The sequence below is a fragment of the Bacillus pfraonensis genome (assembly GCF_050768835.1).
Taxonomy (GTDB): Bacteria; Bacillota; Bacilli; order Bacillales; family Bacillaceae_G; genus Bacillus_A; species Bacillus_A pfraonensis.
On sequence record NZ_JAHCDO010000003.1, the window covers coordinates 80244 to 102316 of the forward strand.

Genomic DNA, 22073 nt, shown 5'->3' on the forward strand with positions numbered 1-22073 from the left:
CTCCCATTTTAATTATCGTTTATCAATTCGAATTGTTACACGATCACCAATCCACTGAATTAAAAATACAACGAGTAATACACAAATTGTTGCAACGATTGTTACATCGTTATTTCCACGCTGAAATCCTTCTAAATAAGCAAGTGTACCAAGACCACCAGCACCGACAACACCAGCCATCGCTGTATAGCCTACAAGTGCAATTGTCGTTACTGTAATACCAGATACAAGTGCTGGCAAAGATTCTGGAATCAATACTTTCCAAATAATCGTACTCGTTTTTGCTCCCATTGCTTTTGAAGCTTCTATTACTCCTTTATCAATCTCACGAAGTGCAATTTCAACCATCCTTGCATAAAATGGTGCCGCTCCAATAATTAAAGCTGGTAGTGCTGCGCTTGCTCCAAGAATTGTTCCAAGGAGAATCTTCGTAAATGGAATTAATAAAATAATTAAAATGATAAATGGAATGGAACGAAAGATATTTACAAATGCTCCAATCGCTGTGTGAATCGCTCTATTTTCCCATAAATTATCCTTTGCCGTCATGAAAAGTAATAGTCCTAAAATAAGACCTAAAACAAATGTCGCAAATGCTGCGATTGCCGTCATATATAATGTTTCACCTGTTGCTTCTAGCATTTGATTCCAGTCGACGTTCGCGAGTAACTTATCCATGTGCAATCACCTCCAGCTCTACTTGCTCTTGATGGATTCCTGCTATTGCTTGTTGGATTGCCACTTCCTCACCATTTAAGTGAATCACTAAACTTCCATACGATCCATTGTTTGTTTGAGCAATATTCCCTTGAAGTACACTTACTTCTATATCATCCCGCCTCATTAATCTCTGGAGTACTGGACGCTCTACAGAATCACCAATAAACTGTAAACGAATGACTTTTCCATCTGGATATTTTTCTAATAAACTCTCAATTGTTTCATTTGTATCTTCAGAATCTGTTAGCTGTTGTACAAATCGCTTTGTAATCTCCTTCTGTGGGTTACGGAATACCTCTAGTACAGGACCCGTCTCTACAATTTTTCCTTTTTCCATGACTGCAACACGATTACAAATTTTACGAATCACATGCATCTCATGTGTAATAAGTACAATTGTTAAGCCAAGACGTTTATTAATATCTAGTAGTAAATCTAAAATTTGATCTGTTGTTTCAGGGTCAAGCGCTGACGTCGCTTCATCACATAGCAGCACTTTCGGATTATTTGCTAATGCTCTCGCAATCCCAACGCGCTGCTTTTGTCCACCGCTTAATTGAGACGGATATGCATCGCCTCTTCCTTCTAATCCAACAAGATGAATTAACTCATCTACTCGTTTTTTTCGCTTTTCCTTATCCACTCCCGCAATTTCAAGTGGAAAAGCAATGTTCTCACGTACAGTTCGTGACCACAGTAAATTAAAATGTTGAAAAATCATTCCGATTTCTTGTCTTGCCTTTCGAAGTTCATTCCCAGTAATTGCTGAAATCACACGATTTGCTATCGTAATCTGTCCTGAAGTTGGTTTCTCTAATTGATTAAATAATCTGATTAAAGAACTTTTACCAGCGCCACTATATCCGATAACACCAAAGATCTCGCCTTTTTCTATTTTTAAATTGGCATCATCTACAGCAGTGACATCACCGCTTTTTGATTTATATATTTTCTTTACATTTTCCAATAAAATCATGATGTTCACCCCTTTTTGAATTAAAAAGCGTAAGCAGCTCGTTCAGATTTACTCCCACAATTTTTATTTTTGGTGTAAGAATTACTTAAATCTAACCGTCGCCATAGCTAAATTTCTTATTAGCTCCTCTTATTATTCGAATGTCCTCCTCATTCAAACAACAAAAAAACCTTTCTGCTTTTAGAATGAGCAGAAAGGTTTATATGCGTATATCAACATGATCCCTTCCTCTCATCTCTCAAAGCATTTGCTTTGCAGGAATTGGCACCATTTCAATCTAAAAATTGACGGTTGCCGGGCTTCACAGGGCTCAGTCCCTCCACCTCTCTTGATAAGAGAAATCAGATTTAATTTTCGTCTGATTTGAAATTTATGAAATTGTCTATATTTTATGACTTGAATTGTATCAATATACACCCACTATGTCAACAAAAAAATTCTTAAAAAACGAAACTTCAGACTATTAAGCACCTACTGGCATTGGCTTACATATATGAAATACGGATTCTAATAATAACATCGTACGATACGTTCCGTTATATTGCACACGTCCGCTGTGCAATAGTGTTTGCAACCGAACATTTCCAGTAACTAATCGCCTTAAATCTTCTTCCTGAAAGCAAATAAGTTGTTCCGTTCCCCGTGTCTCTTTCAAAAGCTGTATATACTCTCTTGAAATTTGAAGTGAGCAACACTCATCTCCAAAACGAAAATTGATCGTTTTTTCTCCTTGCCGAAGAAGCGGTTCTAGATGATATTGGCTATTAGCATACGTTACAAATGATTGAAGCAACGAATATAATCTCATTCTAGTCACATCCTTCATCTCACTTTCTCCTAATACCATTCCATCTTCTCAAACAGCAATCCTGTTACTTTCTCTCGACAAATAACGTACCGCTTTGATACCTCGACATATTTCCCAGAAAATATGTCGAGGCGGCAAAAACTTTGCCGCCTACTGTAATTCTTTATATAAATATTCAACTGAATGAAATGCATATATTTTCTTCACAATTGTTCCACGCTCAAATACGAGTAAGCAAGGTACACTTTCTACTTCATACTCTCGCGCTAAATGCGGGGCATAGTTTAAGTCTAGCATTCCTATTTCTAATTCAGATATAGTTGCTTCTACCACTGTTAGCATCTTCTTTGCTAATTGGCATGTTCCACACATCGGTGTATATACATATAACACTGTTTTTTCTTGGTCTGCTATTAGAGCTGTAGCTTCAGCACCTGTCCAGTCAATCACTTCTATCATTCCTTACCGTAAATATTCTGTATAAACGTCAATGTCAGCTCCCCATAATACGTTCGCTAAATGATTAGAAGGAGCAGTAGCCACTTCACGGTACGAACGATCAATGTAAATATGCTCGGCCTGCGGGAATTCTTTTCGAAATTGTTTTCTAAGCTTTTCACCTGCAGCATCAGCATCCACTAATACATACACTTCTTTATCAAAAAACTGATCAATGAGCTCATCCATTTTCGACAAACCAATTGTACCATTTGTACAAACAATTTCCACTGGTTCACGAATAATAGATTCAATCTTTCTTCTATCTGATTTTCCTTCGACAATAATGACTTTCTCTACATAGACCATACGTCATCACCCGATCACCATATACTATAAAACAACCTTACTTTAGTATATAGTATATTCGATATTTTCATGTTGTTTCCTGTTTATTTTTACAAAGAAAAGCGGAGGCGGCTCACTCAGAATGTGAGGGGGATGGAGCTAAATCAAGAAAAGCGCAAGCGGCTCGTTCAGAACAGGAGGACGTTGGAACTCCTGACGTAGAGGCGCTCTTTGCCTCGCAGGAAGGAGTGAAACGACCGACTGTTCTAGCCGCTGGAGCTAGACAAAGAAAAGCGCAAGCGGCTCGTTCAGAATGTGAAGGGGATGGAGGTTCTGACATAGAGGCACTCTTTCATTCACACAATACAAAATAAAAAGGACAGCACACTGGCTGCCCTTTTTGGTGACTAGAATTAGTCCTGGTTTGTCATTTCTGCATATTTTTCTGCAGATAATAACTTTTCTAATTGGCTTTCATCAGAAAGTTCAACTTTAACCATCCATGCACCTTCGTACGGAGATTCGTTAACAAGTTCTGGTTGGTCACTTAATTCTTCGTTTACTGCTACAACTTTACCACTTACAGGTGCGTATAATTCAGAAACTGTTTTAACAGATTCTACACTTCCGAATGGCTCGTCAGCTTCAAGTGTTGCACCTACTTCAGGAAGTTCAACGAATACGATATCGCCTAACTCGTTTTGTGCAAAATGAGTAATACCGATAACAACTTGGTTGCCTTCAGTTTTTACCCATTCGTGTTCTTCAGAGTAACGTAAATGATTTGGAATGCTCATGACTGTACCTCCAGTGAATGTATTAATTATGTAAAAATACCTTATTGGTACTTTTTCCACACACTTTCAAACTGCTCTTCGTTAAAACCAAGTGTTACATTCGTGCCATCTGTTACGATTGGACGTTTAATCAACATGCCATCAGACGCTAAAAGTTCAAACATTTCGTCCTCACTTGCATCCTTTAATTTATCTTTTAAGCCAAGTTCACGGTAACGCATTCCACTTGTATTAAAGAATTTTTTTAATGGCAATTCACTTTTTGCATGTAAATTACGCAAATCTTCTTTTGACGGTGGATTTTCAACAATATGAATCATTTCATATGCTACATCGTTTGCCTCAAACCATTTTTTCGCTTTTTGACATGTGCCACACTTTGGATATGAATAAAATGTTACTGTCATAAATTCACCTACTTTTTTACTAACCTTTACCTTTATCATATAGAAAACGTTTTATTATTTCAAACGATTCTTCTCTAAACTTTAACTTATTTCGTGATAATTTTCTTTTATCCTGCAAATTTTTCTTATTTTTCCGGTATTTCTGTATAAATTGCAAGTATAAAAATATATATGTATGCCGAATACACATATTAAACAAACGTTTATTTAATAGATTCGCCGCTACAAAAGCGAACATACGTCTTAAACAAACGTTTGATTAATTGAACTCCCTCTACACGAGCTTAAGATAGGGGGGATTCTCCGTTAAAATGATAAAAAAAAGCTCCTAATCTAGAGCTCCTTCACTGTCTACTCAAATAATCCGCAATCGTTTGAAACACGTATATATACATATTATGAATACTTTGCTCTGAAATCGTATCATTGTATAAATCAGTGCCCCAAAATTGCCCTTCCCCACTTCCTATATTTACAAATCCTTGTGTATACATCATCGCTCTATCTCTTGGTGCATTGTTATAATCTAGATCTTTTTCAGTAAAAATTAAATACGGTCGATCTTTTAAACCAACAAAAAACACTGGCTTTTTTAAGCCTAAAAATAGATCTGTATATTTTTCTTTTGATGCTTCTTCAAAATGTTCTTTCATAACAAGAAATCCATCAACTTTCTCTGATTTCTCCTTCATTTCATCTAACTTTACCTTCTCAAACTTTATATTTCGAAACGTGTCTTTTGGCGCTTCACCGACAACTCCAATAGTCAATGCCCTTCCGCTATACCCTTGAACAGGCGGTATATCCTTATTCTTTGCACACCCAGCTCCTACTAGGCATAACAATATAAGAAAACAAAAATTAAGCGAACGCTTCATTTCTACTCCCCCATCCCAAAAGTCAAGTGACAAAAATGTAAGGCAAATCCAAAAAATGTAAGTAAAATCGATAGCTCATTTTGATTTTCTATATTATAATCAATTGGATTTACTTTCATTACTAAACACTAGGAGATACTCATGAAAAAATATAAACTTTCATCTTTTCTTCCATTAAGTTATATACTTCTACTCGTACTCGTAAGTCCCCTTTACGATGTACTAAATAAATCTACTGTTCACGCTGTAAACGTTACAACTGTAGTAGATGATTGGATTCCATTTGTAAAAGCATTTATCATTCCATATTTACTGTGGTTTCCATACTTATACGGAGCACTTATTTATTACTGCTTTGCTGATCGAAAGCAATATTATGTCACTTTAAGTAGTGTAATTCTTGGAAAGCTTGCTTGTTTTTCTATTTATTACTTTTGGCAAACGACTGTACCGCGTCCAACCGTCGTTGGAACAGACATATTTTCTGAACTAGTTCGCTATATTTATAGTATTGATCAACCCGTAAACTGTTTCCCTAGCATTCATGTGCTTACGACATTTGTCATTATGTTAGCTGCCTTTAAACGCCGAGAACAACATGCTTTTGAATATTATATTCTTACTTTCTTTGGTACACTCATCATTTTATCAACACTATTTACAAAGCAGCATGCCTTCATAGATGCCGTTTCTGGGATGACGCTAGCAAGTATACTATACTTTGGTATTCAGCTAGTATTAGTAAAAGAAACGGTGACAGTTCCGATGAAACAAAATCATAAAATGTAAACAAAAAAGCAGACTGTGGCTTCTTCAGTCTGCTTTTATCTATATAAAGGAGATTTTCAGGTGCAATACGTTGTTTGGCGATTAAGATTGCGGCACAGTCATATCGCCAGAATGAATTCGACCCGCTTTTTTTAATGCGATATATATTATATAAGAAACAGCTACTGGGATTACGATATAAGTGATCACCATCGCTGGTACAACACCGAATCCTTGGCTGGAGATTAAATTAATTGGTGCAATCAGAGAACTTAATCCAAGACCTGCGATTTCTTTACCTGCTTCTAATTGGAAAATCAGTGCAGATACAGGGCCCACAATGGCGCTAGCAACGACAGTTGGGACGAGAATCATTGGATTTTTAGTAATGTTCGGCAATTGGACTTTCGGAGTACAAAGGGCCTGTGCTAAAATACCACCTAAATTGTTTTCTTTTGCTGAGATAACAGAGAATCCGATAAATTGAGCGACGCATCCTGCAAGTGCTGCACCTCCTGCAACACCATCTAGGCTAAGTGCAATTGCTAGAGCTGCTGATGACGCTGGTGAGATTAATAATAGTCCCCAAACAACCGCAAGCACGATAGAAGCAATAAATGGACTACCAGCTGAACTATCTTTAATAAATGCGCCAATTGCATTTAAAACAGGACTAATATTTTGAGATAACCAAATACCGACTATGCCAGAACCAAGTATTGCTACAAATGGAACGAGCATCATATCTAAAGCAGTTTTTCCGCTTAACCGTTTACCGATATAAACTGCTAAAGTTGCTGTTAATAACGCACCAATCGGTTCACCAGTTTTAATGATTAGACCAGCTTCAGTAATCGAAATGGATCCTGCTCCAATCGCCCCGGCAACCATCGCTGAGAAAATGACAAGTCCGTTTGCTCCAAGCATAAAAGCAATCCCTGCTCCAATTGCTGGTGCCATCAGTGATTTCGCAACAACTCCAATTGTAATCAACATCGGAATATCAACAATTCTTCCAATATTTTCGATAAGTAAACCAATTCCAAGGGATACGAAAATACCTTGTGCAATTCCGGCAGAACCTTTAAAGACACGAGACATTATATATTCCTTCATCTGCTTCACCTTCTCCTAGTTTAGTAGCCGATTGTTTTCATATAGTCACGTAAAATATCATTTGATTGTGCAAATCGGCCTTCTTCAGTTTCTGTTAAGTTTAGTTCAACAACTTCTTTCACACCATCTCTTGTAATAATTGCTGGTACACCTGTGCAAATATTATATTCACCATACTCACCATCTAAAATTGCTGAAACAGCAATTACACGGTGATCATCATTAAAGATAGAGCGTGCGATATAAGCTAGTGAGTTACCAATGCCGTAATAAGTAGTTCCTTTACGTTTATAAATTTCCCAACCAGCTTTGGCAGTTTTCTCAACAATTTCATCTAAGTCAATTTCACCGAAACGCTCTTTTTGTTCATCTAAAATTTGTAAGATTGGTTTCCCACCAACTGTAACGTGAGACCAAGCAACCATTTGGGAATCACCATGCTCACCTAATGAATAACCGTGAATACTACGAGGATCCACTTCAAGCATTTCAGATAAAATTGTTCTTAAACGTGAAGAATCTAACGATGTTCCAGTACCAATCACGCGATTTCTTGGCAATCCAGACAATTTCCAAACTTGATAAGTAATAATATCAACTGGGTTTGATGCGATTAAGAAAATGCCATCAAATCCACTTTCCATTACACCTGCTACAACACTTTCCATAATCTTTGCGCTTGCTCCTAGAGTATCTAAACGACTTTGTCCTGGTTTTGGCGCTGGACCTGCTGTAATAATCACAATGTCCATATCTTTGCAGTCTTCATAAGTAGCTGCATATACTTTTGTTCTTGTATTTGTAAAATTAATGCAGTGCGATAAATCCATCGCTTCTCCAACTGCACGTTCATGATTTATATCAATTAATGTCAGTTCTTCACAGATACCTTGATTCACAATTGAATACGCACAGCTTGATCCAACTAATCCAGTTCCAATAATTGCGATTTTTCTTGTGTTTCTATTCATAAGAATCTCTCCTAAGTATTTCTGTATTGTTTTTGTTTGTTCTTTACACTTTTTATTATAGAGATTCTCACTATAGAAACCATGGATACTTTGTGAAATGTTGAGCAAGTTTTATGTATATTTTGTGAAACACGCTACTCTGTTTTCGTCATATTTGTTACAACTGGAAAAATATTTTATACATCTTTATTGACATATATACAAATAAAAAAGCGAGGGAATGATCATCTGATATTCACTCGCTTTTTTTATTCATTACTGTGCGCTTAATTGACTTTTCGTTTGCTGAACAACCATTGGATTTGCAGGAGCCGCTGGTTTATAATACCCTTTTTGCAATGCATATTTATATACATTACGTTGTCTCATCTCATCCTGGTTTCGAATGTGAATCAGCGTTTGATGTAGCTGTTCGTTATTTGACTCTGCTATGTAATGCGCATAACTTGCTAAGCTTGCATTTAATCCCGCTAAATAATCATTCACCATATCTTTTTCATTCATATTTCATAACCTCCTATCCTAAAAAGGACATTAATTGTTGTTTTGTGTTTCTTGCAGCTTGCGCATCTTGTTGTAGTATTTGCTTTAGTTGAGGATCTGTACATTGCTGTGCATATTGATCTAATTTATTTGCAATTGTTGTATGCCCCCCAATAATATGGCGTAAGTTTTCTAATTCAAGCTCTGTTAAATTTGGCATAATTAAGACCTTCCTTTCTTTGTTCATTCATCATTTAGTATTTATTTATTTTTGGATTGTATGCACGAGTTAACCTTTTTCTTGATTTACTCAAAAAAGACATAGTATGCAATTATAGATAAGTATCAAAGTCCTATATTTTATAGTTTTTATAGATAAATTATTATATAATACTTATAGAATGAAAATTCAAAAAATAGAACCTAATAATTATTAAGCAAACCATTAGTTAAAGGAGATATGAACATGAAAACACACGAATTCTTTACAAAAATTCAAAAAAGCTACGATCCCAATCCAAGCCAAGATGCTCTAACCTTTACTTTATTTGGTTTCTTATTAGCTCTATATACGTTTTTAAAACCTGCAAAATAACATACAAAAGAGCTGTTTACAAGTTACTCTATAAAACAGCTCCTTTTTAGATTGTGGATAAAGGCTTCGCCCACCTGTTTTTGTTATCGTTCTTTGTCGGAACGCCGATACATTTGAATTTGTGCCGATAAAATTTTATGTATTAATTTTCTATCAACCCACTCTACTGCTGAACTCTCTACTCTTTCTATCACTGGTACGTTTTATTATAACGTTTCTCCTTTCCACCTAATATTTTCTCTTCAAAACTACAATTGATAGTGAATAAGAACCTAACACCCCTGCCAATAAAAACGCATTTGCTAATTTATACTGCTCAGCTGTCAATGAATACAGGTTACCAATTAAAAAAATAATCAAATACGAAAGTAAGAATACTTTTTCAAAGACAGTATGAGAACCCCTCCGCAATAGAATTACTATTCGAAGGTGTCACACAATTCCATGTAACTCCTAAAAAACATGATCCAATCATTTACGATGCATCTCTTATCTTCCAAAACAATTTATTTTATTAGGCCGATGACAGTAGCTGGAAACCTGATCAGGTTATAGAATATGAAGTAAGCTGGATTTCTGCAAAAAATGTAAAATGGAGAGATGTTAGTTCGTGGATGGGAGATAAAATGAGATACGGAGTAATGAGTGAAGATTAATATATACATAAAGTAACAGTGACGATTCACATATCAATATTTCATCGTGGTAGACAAAAGTAAATGAAATTTTATCAGCGTAAATCCGAATATGTTGGCGATTCAACAAGGGATATCGACATTCCGACAAAGAACAACAAAAAAGCAGTAGCCAAACGTGGCTACTGCTTTCCCTTACTTATTAAACTGTATAACGCTCATCCTCTAAAATCTTCGCAGCAATTTCACGCTTCTTCGGAATTACGTTAAGCGGCGTGTGGCGTGTGAATTTGCGAAGCGCTGATAACATCATGCGCAGCATATCACCATTTTCAACTGCGATAATTGTTTCTTTTGCATCTGCTTCGATTTGGTTGAACGCTTCTTGGCAGAATACTTCTGTGTATAATACTTTTTGTTTATTCTTTTCAAGACCAGTTGCTTTAATTGCTTTTTCTGTACGAAGAACAGCTGATTCCATTGCGTATAAGTTGCTTACGATATCAGCGATATTAACAAGAACTTCTTGTTCTTTATCTAATGCTTTACCGTATTTTTGAACAGCTAATCCAGCTACCATTAAACCAATTTTCTTCGCATTATTTACTAAATATTTTTGAAGTGCTAATGGCTCGTCGCCTACTTCTTCAGGTATCATCATCATTAACTCTTCTTGTAATTTTTGTGCTTTTTGAAGAAGTGGTAATTCACCTTTCATTGCTTTACGTAAGAATGTACCTGGTACGATTAAACGGTTGATTTCGTTCGTACCTTCGAAAATACGGTTAATACGAGAATCACGGTACATTCTTTCAATCTCGTACTCTGCCATAAATCCGTAACCACCATGGATTTGAACACCCTCATCTACTACATAGTCTAATACTTCCGAACCGAATACTTTATTTAAAGAGCACTCAATTGCATATTCAGCAATAGAAGCTGCGACAGCTTTACCGTCTTTTACTTGCTCTTCTGTTAATGTACTCATATGGCTTTCAAATAAACCTACTGTACGGTATACAGAGCTTTCAGCTGCATAAATTTTCGCTGCCATATTCGCTAATTTTTCTTGAATTAATGGGAAGCGAGCGATTGGTTGTTTAAACTGTTGACGTTGGTTTGCATATTGTGCTGAAATTTCTAACGCACGTTTAGAAGAACCAACTGTACCAACACCTAATTTATAACGACCGATATTTAAAATGTTGAACGCGATAACATGACCTTTACCAATTTCACCAAGTACATTTTCTTTCGGAACAAGTGCATCTTCTAAAATTAATGTACGGGTAGATGAACATTTAATACCCATTTTCTTTTCTTCTGGGCTTGTAGATACGCCAGGATATTCTTTCTCAACGATAAATGCTGTGAAGTGCTCGCCATCAACTTTTGCGTATACGATAAATACATCAGCAAAAGCAGAGTTTGTAATCCATTGTTTCTCACCATTTAATACATAGTGTGTACCTTCTGCATTTAAACGAGCTGTTGTTCTTGCACCTAATGCGTCAGATCCAGATCCTGGCTCAGTTAATGCGTATGCAGCTAATTTTTCACCAGTTGCTAAGGCAGGTAAATATTGTTTCTTTTGCTCTTCGTTACCAAATAATACGATTGGTAACGATCCGATCCCAACGTGCGCACCGTGCGTAATTGCAAATCCACCAGCACGAGAGAATTTCTCTGCGATTAATGCTGAACTAACTTTATCAAGACCAATTCCGCCGTACTCTTCTGGTACGTCAGCACCTAGTAAACCAAGCTCGCCAGCTTCTTTTAATAAGCGAACAGAGCGATCAAATTCATGTTGCTCTAAATACTCAAGCTCTGGCAGAACTTCATTTACGATAAAGTCCTCTGTTGTTTTCGCTATCATTTTATGCTCATCGCTGTAATCCTCTGGTGTAAATACTTGATCAATTGTAATCTCATCAACTAAAAAGCTACCGCCCTTAACTGCGCTTCCTACTATTTTCTCCATGAAAATTTCCTCCTTCATATTTTCATAAGCCGCTTCTCTCATTTTGAGAGAAGCTGGCTCTCCCTTTGTTTTTTATACCCTTTAGTTACTTCCATTCTTCTTTATCTAATCCAGTTCCAGTGGCTAGAACAGTCGGCCATTTCGCCCCTTCCTCCGAGGCAAAAGGCGCCTCTATGTCAGGAGCTCCAATGTCCTCTTGTTCTGGACGAGCTCCTTCCACTTTTTATAGAAGTTCAAACACCCCAGCAGCTCCCATGCCGCCGCCGATACACATTGTTACGATACCGAATTGCTCGTTGCGGCGTTTCATCTCATGAATAAGAGATAACGTTAATTTTGCTCCTGTACAACCAAGCGGATGTCCAAGTGCAATTGCACCGCCGTTTACATTTACCTTTTCTTCATCTAGACCAAGCTCACGAATAACTTGGATTGATTGAGATGCGAATGCTTCATTTAGCTCAAATAAGCCGATATCAGATAGCTCTAATCCTGCTAACCTTAACGCTTTTGGAATTGCTGCGATTGGTCCAATTCCCATTACCTCTGGTGGTACACCAGCAACTGCAAATGAACGGAATTTTGCAAGTGGCTTCATGCCATCACTCACTGCTTTTTCACGATCCATAAGAAGAACAGATGCTGCACCATCACTCATTTGTGAAGAGTTACCAGCCGTTACAGAACCACGAACGTTAAATGCTGGACGTAGTTTCCCTAAGATATCTAGCGTAGTATCCGCTCTTACGCCTTCATCTTGTGAGAAAGTAATCATTTCTTCTTGAATTTTATTATTTGCTCCTACAGTACGAAGCGTTACATCTACAGGTACTGTTTCATCAGCAAATTTCCCTTCAGCTAATGCTTTCGCTGCACGCTGGTGACTTCTTACCGCAAATGCATCTTGCTCTTCACGGGAAATGCCATATTTCACAGCAACTTGCTCTGCTGTATGGCCCATGCCCATATAATATTCTGGAGCCGCTTCTACAAGACGGCTATTTGGACGAACGACATGCCCCATCATTGGAACTAAACTCATCGATTCAGCTCCACCAGATAACACCGCTTCAGAATGACCAAGCATAATGCGCTCTGCACCGTAAGCGATACTTTGCAGTCCTGAAGAACAGTAACGGTTAATTGTAATAGCCGGAACATCATAAGAAAGTCCTGCTAATCCTCCGATATTACGTGCCATATTTAAGCCTTGCTCTGCTTCTGGCATCGCACAACCAAAAATTAAATCATCAATTGGTCCTTCATAGTTATTCGCACGCTTTAACGTTTCTTTTACTACTAATGCTCCTAAATCATCAGGACGAACTGTTTTTAATGAACCTCTCTTTGCCTTACCAATTGGTGTTCTTGCTCCCGCAACAATGACAGCTTCTCTCATGAACGATATCTCCCCTCGTTATTAGTTACGTAATGGCTTTCCTTTTACAAGCATGTGCTGCATTCTTGCTTGTGATTTCATCTCACTTACTAAGCTAATAAATGCTTCGCGCTCCACATCTAATAAATATTGCTCATCAACTTCTGTTCCGTACGGCACTTTTCCGCCAGCAATGACATATGCAAGCTTTTTCGCAATGTGTAAGTCATACTCGGAAATGTAACCAGATAAGTGCATTGCTTCTGCTCCAAGTAAAAGCGTTGCATATCCTGTTTCACCAACAACCGGTATCTTTTTACGAATCGGTGCTTTATAGCCCGCTTCATATAAAGCAAGAGCTTTTTGTTTTGCATCGTATAGTAAGTGATCACCATTCACACTAATACCATCTTTATCGCCTAAGAAGTTGCGAGAAACAGCCTCTTGCGCTGATGTAGATACTTTCGCCATCGCAACTGATTCGAACACTTTATTCGCAACCTTTTGCAGGTCAAACTCCACACCGTTTGCCATTTTATTTAAATGTTTAATATATAGTTCTTTGTTACCGCCACCGCCAGGGATTAAGCCAACGCCAACTTCTACTAATCCCATATACGTTTCACTAGAAGCTTGAATACTCGCTGCTGGTAAACATACCTCTGTACCGCCGCCAAGCGTCATGCCATATGGCGCTGCAACAATTGGCTTAGAACAGTACTTAATTTTCATCATTGCGTCTTGGAAGTTTTTCACAACCCACTCAATTTCAAAGTAGTTGTCATCTTGCGCTTCCATTAAGATCATTGCAAGGTTTGCCCCAACGCAGAAGTTTTTCGATTGGTTCCCGATAACAAGACCTTTGTAGTTCTTTTCAACTTCATCAACAGCGTAATTAATCATTTGCGTAATATCCATACCGATTGCATTGCTCTTCGAGTGGAATTCTAAACAAAGGACGCCATCTCCTAAATCGATTAAGCTTGCACCACTATTTTTCTTTAGTACACCATTTTTCTCTTTTAATTGTTTAAGGGAAATTGCTTTTTTATTGCGTTCAATCAATTTGTATTCGCCGTTATCGTAGTAATAGCTTTCGCCGTTATCATGTTTATAGAAAGTGCTAAACCCTTTCTCTAACATGTCTTTCACCCATGCCGGAACAACTTTTCCGTTCTCTTCCATCTTTTGAACGGATTTTTCTACGCCAATTGCATCCCAAATTTCAAATGGTCCTTGCTCCCAACCAAATCCCCATTTCATCGCTTGATCAATTGCAACAATGTCATCCGCAATTTCTTTATGAAGCTTCGCAGAATATAAAAGGGTTGGCGTAATAATATTCCATAAAAGCTCTCCTGCACGATCCTTCGCGTATACAAGCGCTTTCAATTTATTCGCTAATCCTTTTTCTTGTTTGCTTAATTCTACGGAAGCAGCTTTTAATTTTTTACGAGGTCCATACTCCATTGTTTCAGGATTTAACTCTAAAATTTCTTTTCCTTGTTTTAAGAAGAAACCTTGACCAGTTTTACTTCCAAGCCATTTTTTATCTAGCATGTCATGCATGAAAGCAGGTACTTTAAATACGTCACGCTCTTCTTCTTGTACATTTTCATATACGTTGTTTGCAACATGAACGAATGTATCTAAACCAACAACATCTAACGTACGGAACGTTGCACTCTTCGGACGACCAATTAATGGGCCTGTTACAGAATCAACTTCCCCAACGCTATAACCGCGCTTCATCATTTCTTGCAATGTTACAAGTAAGCCGTACGTGCCGATGCGGTTTCCAATAAAGTTTGGTGTATCTTTTGCGATAACAACGCCTTTTCCAAGAACGTCTTCGCCGAATAATTTCATAAAGTTTAACACTTGTGAATCTGTTTCTTTTGTCGGTATAATCTCTAGAAGTTTTAAATAACGTGGTGGGTTAAAGAAGTGCGTTCCTAAGAAGTGTTTTTGGAAGTCATCTGAACGACCTTCTGCCATTTTTTCAACGGAAATACCTGATGTATTTGAACTCACAATCGAGCCAGGTTTACGAACTGCATCTACTTTTTCAAATAATTTCTTTTTAATATCTAAGTTTTCAACAACAACCTCAATAATCCAATCTACATCAGCAAGACGCTCAAGGTCATCTTCTAAATTCCCTGCTTCAATCAGTGCTAAGTTATCTTTCACCGTAAGAGGAGCTGGCTTTTGCTTTACTAATTTTTGCAGTGCCCCGTTACTAAAACGATTTCTCACACTTTTATGTTCTAATGTAAGCCCCTTCGCTTCTTCTTCTTTTGTAAGCGCCTGTGGCACAATATCAAGCAGTAATGTTGGTATACCGATATTGGCTAAATGTGCAGCAATCCCTGAGCCCATTACGCCAGAACCGAGAACAGCAGCCTTTTTAATTTGGAACATTCATTTCTCCCCCTATTCTTGAATGAATGCTCATTCAATTTTTCGACATACGTCGCAATCAATGAGTGAGCCTCTACTAATAAATATATGATACCGTTTAAATTTTCGCAATATATTTATTGATAAAATTTTCTGAAATAAATACTTTTCTTTTATTCGGTTATCCTATAACTGTGTATTTTCGCGATAAAATACGCTTTTTCCTTTTTTAGAATTTGACGAAAACGGAGGAATATATATGGGAAAACTTAAGAAAGACCCTTCAAAAGCAGGCGTTAGCGCAGCAAGTGTAACAGGAAACGCAGGACCGGTTGATCGCGGCATTGAAAAAGGCCGCCAAGGTAACAACCAGCAATACAAAAAGCACAACATGGGTGAAAAATAATCCTATATGTGTTTGTTCAAAAGGAGGATAAAGAGAGCCGAACAGTTCGAGGCACGGAAGCCGGGAGGATACGGAGTGTAGCTGGGACTACATGAGTACCGGACTGGCGACGTAACGAAGAAATGCGAAAGCTATCTTTACCGGACTTTTTGAACTTCCGCTATATGTGCTTGTTCAAAAAGGAGGATAAAAAGAGCCGAGCAGTTCGAGGCGCGGAAGCCGGAAGGATACGGAGTGTAGCTGGGACTACATGAGTACCGGACTAGCGACGTAACGAAGAAATGCGAAAGCTATCTTTACCGGACTTTTTGAACTTCCGCTATATTTTTGGGCAGAGAACGTGGCATAATGAGTATTGGGCTGCTTTTCTGCCCAATTTATTTGTATACATAAGTAAAAGAGGGACTAAGTGATGAAACGAACAATAGTCATGATTGTGATGATTGCTACACTGTTTACAAGTATGATCTTCTGCTCTTATGCAAACAGGCAAAAAAACGTAAGAGCTAATCAGCCTGCTATTACAGGCAAATACGCCATTACAATTGATGCCGATACTGGCGAAATTCTATATGGAAAACGTGAACAAGAACGCTCTTATCCAGCAAGTATAGCAAAGATGATGACAACTCTTCTATTATTAGAAAATGTGAAAAAAGATGAAGAAATTACAATCACAGAGAACGCGATAAAAACAGAAAGTCAAAGTAAGAAAATTAAACTTCGTGCCGGCGAAAAGTTAAAAAGAGATGAAGCGCTGAAACTGATGCTCATCATCAGTGCCGATCCCATTTCTGAATCCATTGCGGAACATATTGCAGGGTCAAAAGAGAAGTTTGTAGAAATGATGAATGCGAGGGCCAAAGAACTTGGAACAAAGCATGCGACTTTTAAAAATGCGAGCGGGGCTGATGCAATGGGCAATAAAGTATCACCTTATGACATCGCCATCATTACGAAGGAAGCATTAAAGTATCCGATTGTGCTAGATTATATGAACACAACGCGCACAACATTACATACTTCACAGAGGTCTCCAAAAATCGCAAACTATGGCCGTGAAGAACTTTACGATGATCCATATGCAATTGGAAGTAAAAGTGGTTTATCTGCTTTAGGAAAATACACGGTCGTCACAGTCGATGAAAAAGACGGTAAACGAGTTATTAACGTTGTACTATCTTCTACCCGTACTCAGTTATATCCTGATACGAAAAAGATGGCACATTATGCATTCAAGCAATTAAAATAACCAAGGAGTATGTTTCTCCTTGGTTATTTTTTGATCATTCCTTTTAAAACGAACGCAACGTTTGCTGGACGTTCTGCTAGGCGGCGCATGAAATAACCATACCAGTCATTTCCATATGGTACGTAAACACGCATTTTATAGCCTTCTTTTACAAGCTCAAGCTGACGTTCTGTACGAATACCATATAGCATTTGGAATTCAAATTGATCACGTGAAATATTATGTTCTTCGGCAAGTTTCTTCGTATATTCAATAATTGCCTCATCGTGAGAAGCAATAGCAGTATAGTTTCCATTTAATAAGTGCATTTTAATAATTTTCTTATAATTGTCATCTACATCTTTCTTTTCCGGGAACGCAACTTCTTCAGATTCTTTATAAGCGCCTTTTACAAGACGTAAATTTGGGCTATATGCATTTAAATCCTCAATATCCTTTTCTGTACGATATAGGTACGCTTGAATAACAGTACCGATATTATCGTATTCAGATTTTAATTGCTTAAAGATATCAATTGTTTTCCCGCAGCGCGTATAGTCTTCCATATCAATCGTAACAAACACGCCGTTTTCTTTTGCAGCCTCTAAAATGCGGCGCATATTATTCATTACGATTTCATCTGAGATATCTAATCCCATAGAAGTCATCTTTAAAGAAAGCTGTGAATCTAGTTTTTCACGTCCAATTGCGCGAATTGCTTCAATCGATTGGTTCGCCATTTCATTTGCTTCCGCTTCATTATCAACGAACTCACCTAAATAATCGATTGTTACACAAAGGCCTTGCTTGTTTAATTGTTTAATTGCTGCAGCAGCTAAATCAATTGTCTCCCCTGCGACAAAGCGCCCTGCACCAAAGCGTAAACCGTACTTCTTAGCCAGTTTTGTTAACGCTTTATTTTTTGATAAAAAAAGAAACGAATTGCGCATTAATTGTTCCATGTAATTCACCCCTATGACTGTACTTTATCTGTTTTTTACCCCTCTTCAAAATTATATCATTGTTTAAAATTATTTGATACAAATAATTATTTAGATAATTTATAAAATACTATAAAAATGTTTAAAAGCCTATAATGTCGCTTTCAAATATCCAAAAAAATTTTTCGACATTTAAAAAGAAACTAGAAAAACAAGTGAATAACTAGCCTAAAAATAAAAATTCGACACTACTCATCACACCTCTTACTTCTCCCCATAAATTATATAAAAATATTAATATGACTGAAGATGAATACAAATATAAGAGCCTGAGTGCACTTAATTCACTCCTATAAAAATCAAGTGTAAAGGTGGGAGAGGATCCCTGTTGAAATAAGAATAGCAAGTGTAAAAACATAGAATCCCGTTTTCATTTACAGGTACTCCCCTACATTGCATATACAATTTTTTCAGGGTGGAAAATAACAATTGGAGTGTGAAAAATGACAGGAAGAATAAATGCACAATACGTTCGGATTGAACCTTGGAACGATACCAATCTTACTTTACTTCGTCTTATGAATACATCTGAAATGTTAGAATACCTAGGAGGTCCTGAAACCGAAGAACAACTCCTTGCTCGCCACGAACGGTACCTTAGGATTAGTAGACTTGGGACCGGACGTATGTTTAACATCGTCCTACTCCCGCAACTCGAAATTGTTGGTAGTGTTGGCTATTGGGACAACTACTGGCAAGAAGAGACCGTGTACGAAATTGGATGGAGTGTCCTACCAGCATTTCAAGGTAGAGGAATCGCAACAAAAGCCATTGAACAAGCTATCGCTCATGCTAGAATGGAACAAAAGCACAGATTCATTCATGCCTTTCCTTCCATTAGTAATCCTGCTTCAAACGCTATTTGCAAAAAACTCGGCTTCTTATTTATTAGTGAGTGTAATTTTGAATATCCACCAGGAAGTATTATGCGATGCAATGATTGGCGTTTAGAAATAGCTTCTACAACATAAAGCAATACCTTTATAGACACGTATTTTGTTGCATGTTATTGACTAATTTAGTGGAATAGCAGGAATAAAAATGAAAGCTTGAGGACTATTTTTCCTCAAGCTCTTTATGCGACAGTTACAAAATGATTTCTAACGCTTATTTATGATTTCGATGTTCTTCATTTAATCTTTTAATATCCGCAATTAAGTTCACTATTTCTTCTTTTCCATCTGGATACGTCTCATTCCAATGTTTCACTAAAGCTGGCATTGTTTTTGCAATGTAAGAGTACAGTGCCCACTTTTTCACCTGCTCTTTCCTCTCTTCGCTGCTTTCTCCTAGTAATAATTCTGTATACTTTTCAAGCAAGCCATCAAACTGTTCATTAAATTTGTCACTCACCTTCTCTTCCTCCTTCTCCAATCTCCATCATTAATATTAAAAAAGTGTATCACGAATAAAGTCTTCTTGCCTAATTTATCCATATAAAAAAGCAGCGAAGATCGCTGCTTTTTCTTATAATTTTGATCGAACAGAGTTTAATTTTTTCTCCATTGTGCTCTCTTTATCGCGACGATCATCAATACGGATTGTTGTCGCTACACGCTTTGCACCTTTTGTATATGGTACCTCATGCATTTGTTGAATCACTTCAAGTAATACAGGAAGATCCCCTTCAATTACTGTATTCATTGGTGTTAATTGATACTTCACGCGATCCGCATTTTTCTCTAACACTTTTTGTACTTCTGCTACGTATTCACTTACGCTTGGATTACCTGTTCCAACTGGAATAATCGACACATCAACAATTGCCATGATCGTTTCCCTCCTATGTTTGCTTCATTTCTATTGTACAAAACTCTCTCCGACTTTACTAACCATAACTATACTTTTAATTTATTTTTCATAATATGCTTATTCGTAGTAATCCTTCTTCATCTGTTGTGCATATATTGATGTTACCCTTTTTTAATCACCTTATCCTTTTGAAAGGAAGTGGACACATGAAAAAGTTGTTTCTTACTTTATTAGCTATTCCTCTTCTATTTGGAACAACAGCTTGTGACATATGGCAGAAGGACTCAAAACCGGTAGAAAAAACTGAGCCGAAACCTGAGCCAAAGCCGGAGCCAAAACCAGCACCAGCACCTAGTCCAACCCCACAACCTACCCCAACTCCACCACCTAATCCAACTCCACCACCAGCTTCAGTAGATACGGCCCAAATCATGCAAAAGCTAGTAAATGCAATTAACTCAGTTGGCAGTTCAAATGGTATTAGCATCAGCAACGTTAAACTCTTTACTGAAACAGCACAAATCGCGACATATAACGGAACATTTAATACTACATTTGGATTAGGCGTTTCCATTTATAAAGCAACTGGTGGTATTGCCGCTGTTGCTATCGCTGGATCAGGTACATCTAAAGAACAAATCGATGCCTTTTATTCCACAATCAAAACTGTTATTCGTTCGCTTGATTCATCTCTAAGCGAACAAGATTTAAATACCATATTAGAAAAACTCGGTTCAAAAGATTACTTTCAAACAAAGCAATTCTCAACTCAAGCAATTAACGGTACATTAACTGTTACTGAAAGTAATGGTGCGCTCATGTTCAAGGCGCTTCATAATTAAACACACCGCAAAGAATAGGGGTCCAGGCTGACTCTATTCTTTCTTTTTTCCTCGTTAAAAAGTGAAGCACTTGTGTAAATACATATACTTCTTTATTCTTAGAGTAGAATCTATCTTGTTCGGGAGGCATTATGTTACAAAAATTCGGTTTCTCACAATATGAAAGCCAAGCATATGAGGTCGTAGTCTCAAGCGTTGAACCATTAGATGCAACAACGATTGTAAAGCATTCAGGTGTTCCAAAAGCGAAAATATATGAGGTATTAGCGCGCCTCATCGATAAAGGAATGGTCATGGATTCCGTCTCAGAAAAGAAAAAGTTATATACCGCCCTGCCACTAGACCTTGCCATTCAAAAATTAACGACAGAGTTTCAATCGAATATTAAAGAACTTCAAACAAACATTTCAAAGCGCTCTTTTACAGATGATCGTGTTTGGAGTTTAAAAATGCAATCTTCTATTCAAGTACAAAGTAAACAGTTAGTAGAAGAAGCGAAACAGTCTATCCGTATTTCCGCTTGGAATGATACCTTTTTGGATTATCTTCCTTTACTTGAAACAAAAGCAGAACAAGGCGTTGATATTGAGGCACTTGTAGTCGGTAATGTAGAAACAAAACTTGAAAACGTTCATTTCCTTATCCCAACCGAGGAACCTAATGCGTTAGAACGTTACTTACTTCTTATTATCGATGATCGTGAAATTTTATTTGCTGGAGTAGAGCAAGAATCATGGCAAGCAATGAAAACAATGTCCCAGCCATTCGTGAAATTCTTTACAGAGTTCTTCTATCATGATGTTGCTCTTGCAAAAATTACACAGAAGCATAACGATCTTTTTATGAATGATGAAGAGATACGAAGCATTTTAATGAAGTTGAGATATTAAAAATAGCAAAGGATCTACCTTTGCTATTTTTTATTTTGCTTTGTTATCTCAGATAACAGCTCAATAATTTGCTCATTTTGCTTCACCTGTTTCTCAGAATTATGATAGAGGAAACGAATCCATCGCAGTACAAAAGCAATCAAAAAACTGGTAACACTATCGCAAAGAAGCCAATCGTTGATTCAAAATCCATATACCATCACTCCTTCCCCCTGTACCCTTCAATTTATTACAAACAAAAAA

At 37.3% G+C, this 22073-nt stretch carries 25 protein-coding genes, 1 pseudogene and 1 riboswitch; of the genes and pseudogenes, 7 read left to right on the top strand and 19 right to left on the bottom strand.

Features of this window, described 5'->3' with window-relative positions; genetic code table 11:
- Positions 1-12: 12 nt before the first annotated feature.
- The 8 genes from KFD70_RS03240 to KFD70_RS03275 all read right to left on the bottom strand — a co-directional run bounded on the left by KFD70_RS03240 (position 13) and on the right by KFD70_RS03275 (position 5372).
- Positions 13-678: a methionine ABC transporter permease gene (locus tag KFD70_RS03240; RefSeq protein ID WP_336453418.1), complete on the bottom strand. Its 666-nt coding sequence runs from the start codon at positions 676-678 to the stop codon at positions 13-15.
- Positions 671-1696 (bottom strand): methionine ABC transporter ATP-binding protein, encoded by a 1026-nt coding sequence (locus KFD70_RS03245; RefSeq protein WP_336453417.1) that lies wholly within the window; start codon positions 1694-1696, stop codon positions 671-673. The genes KFD70_RS03240 and KFD70_RS03245 overlap by 8 nt, the downstream gene beginning before the upstream one ends.
- 228 nt (positions 1697-1924) lie before the next feature.
- Positions 1925-2034: riboswitch (SAM riboswitch) on the bottom strand.
- A 125-nt stretch (positions 2035-2159) separates the two neighbouring features.
- On the bottom strand, positions 2160-2504 hold the full coding sequence (locus tag KFD70_RS03250) for a hypothetical protein (protein ID WP_336453497.1): 345 nt from the start codon (positions 2502-2504) through the stop codon (positions 2160-2162).
- Positions 2505-2654: 150 nt separating this feature from the next.
- Positions 2655-2963 (bottom strand): thioredoxin family protein, encoded by a 309-nt coding sequence (locus KFD70_RS03255; RefSeq protein ID WP_336453416.1) that lies wholly within the window; start codon positions 2961-2963, stop codon positions 2655-2657.
- A 3-nt stretch (positions 2964-2966) separates the two neighbouring features.
- Entirely contained in the window at positions 2967-3311 is a 345-nt protein-coding gene (locus tag KFD70_RS03260) for a toprim domain-containing protein (protein WP_000263236.1), read from the bottom strand.
- A 392-nt stretch (positions 3312-3703) separates the two neighbouring features.
- Complete coding sequence (gcvH, locus tag KFD70_RS03265; protein ID WP_336453415.1) at positions 3704-4087, bottom strand: glycine cleavage system protein GcvH; 384 nt, start codon at positions 4085-4087, stop codon at positions 3704-3706.
- A gap of 41 nt (positions 4088-4128) precedes the next feature.
- Positions 4129-4494, bottom strand: a complete 366-nt coding sequence (locus KFD70_RS03270) for an arsenate reductase family protein (RefSeq protein ID WP_026049293.1) — start codon at positions 4492-4494, stop codon at positions 4129-4131.
- Between the two features lie 344 nt (positions 4495-4838).
- A complete protein-coding gene (locus KFD70_RS03275) occupies positions 4839-5372 on the bottom strand; it encodes a hypothetical protein (RefSeq protein WP_336453414.1) in 534 nt (177 codons plus the stop codon).
- 141 nt (positions 5373-5513) lie between these two features.
- On the opposite strand from KFD70_RS03275, the gene KFD70_RS03280 reads away from it, so the two are divergent.
- Positions 5514-6161: a phosphatase PAP2 family protein gene (locus KFD70_RS03280; RefSeq protein WP_336453413.1), complete on the top strand. Its 648-nt coding sequence runs from the start codon at positions 5514-5516 to the stop codon at positions 6159-6161.
- Between the two features lie 81 nt (positions 6162-6242).
- On the opposite strand, the gene KFD70_RS03285 is transcribed toward KFD70_RS03280, so the two are convergent.
- The 4 genes from KFD70_RS03285 to KFD70_RS03300 all read right to left on the bottom strand — a co-directional run bounded on the left by KFD70_RS03285 (position 6243) and on the right by KFD70_RS03300 (position 8930).
- Positions 6243-7256, bottom strand: coding sequence for a PTS sugar transporter subunit IIC (locus tag KFD70_RS03285; RefSeq protein WP_336453412.1), 1014 nt, complete (start codon positions 7254-7256; stop codon positions 6243-6245).
- Between the two features lie 20 nt (positions 7257-7276).
- Positions 7277-8227 carry an L-lactate dehydrogenase gene (locus tag KFD70_RS03290; RefSeq protein ID WP_336453411.1) on the bottom strand — a complete coding sequence of 317 codons (951 nt, stop codon included), beginning with the start codon at positions 8225-8227 and terminating at the stop codon, positions 7277-7279.
- Positions 8228-8482: 255 nt separating this feature from the next.
- On the bottom strand, positions 8483-8731 hold the full coding sequence (locus KFD70_RS03295) for a spore coat protein (protein WP_336453410.1): 249 nt from the start codon (positions 8729-8731) through the stop codon (positions 8483-8485).
- Between the two features lie 13 nt (positions 8732-8744).
- Positions 8745-8930, bottom strand: coding sequence for a hypothetical protein (locus KFD70_RS03300; RefSeq protein WP_012096045.1), 186 nt, complete (start codon positions 8928-8930; stop codon positions 8745-8747).
- Positions 8931-9176: 246 nt separating this feature from the next.
- Here KFD70_RS03300 and KFD70_RS03305 point away from each other — a divergent pair, with 246 nt between their 5' ends.
- Positions 9177-9305 (top strand): hypothetical protein, encoded by a 129-nt coding sequence (locus KFD70_RS03305; protein WP_336453409.1) that lies wholly within the window; start codon positions 9177-9179, stop codon positions 9303-9305.
- Positions 9306-9533: 228 nt separating this feature from the next.
- Here KFD70_RS03305 and KFD70_RS03310 read toward each other — a convergent pair.
- From KFD70_RS03310 to KFD70_RS03325, 4 genes and pseudogenes are all read right to left on the bottom strand, one after another.
- A pseudogene (locus KFD70_RS03310) lies at positions 9534-9683 on the bottom strand (DUF2178 domain-containing protein); the annotation flags it as partial.
- A gap of 459 nt (positions 9684-10142) precedes the next feature.
- Complete coding sequence (locus tag KFD70_RS03315) at positions 10143-11927, bottom strand: acyl-CoA dehydrogenase FadE (RefSeq protein WP_336453408.1); 1785 nt, start codon at positions 11925-11927, stop codon at positions 10143-10145.
- Positions 11928-12150: 223 nt separating this feature from the next.
- Entirely contained in the window at positions 12151-13326 is a 1176-nt protein-coding gene (locus KFD70_RS03320; RefSeq protein WP_336453406.1) for an acetyl-CoA C-acetyltransferase, read from the bottom strand.
- A gap of 21 nt (positions 13327-13347) precedes the next feature.
- Entirely contained in the window at positions 13348-15729 is a 2382-nt protein-coding gene (locus KFD70_RS03325; protein WP_336453405.1) for a 3-hydroxyacyl-CoA dehydrogenase/enoyl-CoA hydratase family protein, read from the bottom strand.
- Between the two features lie 238 nt (positions 15730-15967).
- Here KFD70_RS03325 and KFD70_RS03330 point away from each other — a divergent pair, with 238 nt between their 5' ends.
- Together KFD70_RS03330 and KFD70_RS03335 are read left to right on the top strand one after the other, a co-directional pair.
- Positions 15968-16114 (top strand): YuzL family protein, encoded by a 147-nt coding sequence (locus tag KFD70_RS03330; protein ID WP_174102368.1) that lies wholly within the window; start codon positions 15968-15970, stop codon positions 16112-16114.
- 412 nt (positions 16115-16526) lie between these two features.
- The gene (locus KFD70_RS03335; RefSeq protein ID WP_336453404.1) at positions 16527-17366 is read left to right on the top strand and encodes a D-alanyl-D-alanine carboxypeptidase family protein; all 840 of its coding nucleotides are present in this window, start codon (positions 16527-16529) and stop codon (positions 17364-17366) included.
- A gap of 23 nt (positions 17367-17389) precedes the next feature.
- Here KFD70_RS03335 and KFD70_RS03340 read toward each other — a convergent pair whose 3' ends face one another.
- Positions 17390-18307, bottom strand: coding sequence for a proline dehydrogenase family protein (locus KFD70_RS03340; RefSeq protein ID WP_336453403.1), 918 nt, complete (start codon positions 18305-18307; stop codon positions 17390-17392).
- 482 nt (positions 18308-18789) lie between these two features.
- Here KFD70_RS03340 and KFD70_RS03345 point away from each other — a divergent pair, with 482 nt between their 5' ends.
- Positions 18790-19317, top strand: a complete 528-nt coding sequence (locus KFD70_RS03345; RefSeq protein WP_336453402.1) for a GNAT family N-acetyltransferase — start codon at positions 18790-18792, stop codon at positions 19315-19317.
- 136 nt (positions 19318-19453) lie between these two features.
- Here KFD70_RS03345 and KFD70_RS03350 read toward each other — a convergent pair whose 3' ends face one another.
- Together KFD70_RS03350 and KFD70_RS03355 are read right to left on the bottom strand one after the other, a co-directional pair.
- A complete protein-coding gene (locus KFD70_RS03350) occupies positions 19454-19699 on the bottom strand; it encodes a YusU family protein (protein ID WP_336453401.1) in 246 nt (81 codons plus the stop codon).
- Positions 19700-19813: 114 nt separating this feature from the next.
- Positions 19814-20116 carry an MTH1187 family thiamine-binding protein gene (locus KFD70_RS03355; protein WP_001018864.1) on the bottom strand — a complete coding sequence of 101 codons (303 nt, stop codon included), beginning with the start codon at positions 20114-20116 and terminating at the stop codon, positions 19814-19816.
- 188 nt (positions 20117-20304) lie between these two features.
- Between KFD70_RS03355 and KFD70_RS03360 the strand changes: the two genes are divergently transcribed.
- Complete coding sequence (locus tag KFD70_RS03360) at positions 20305-20940, top strand: adhesin (protein ID WP_336453400.1); 636 nt, start codon at positions 20305-20307, stop codon at positions 20938-20940.
- A 131-nt stretch (positions 20941-21071) separates the two neighbouring features.
- On the top strand, positions 21072-21830 hold the full coding sequence (locus KFD70_RS03365; protein ID WP_336453399.1) for a TrmB family transcriptional regulator: 759 nt from the start codon (positions 21072-21074) through the stop codon (positions 21828-21830).
- Positions 21831-22073 lie beyond the last annotated feature (243 nt).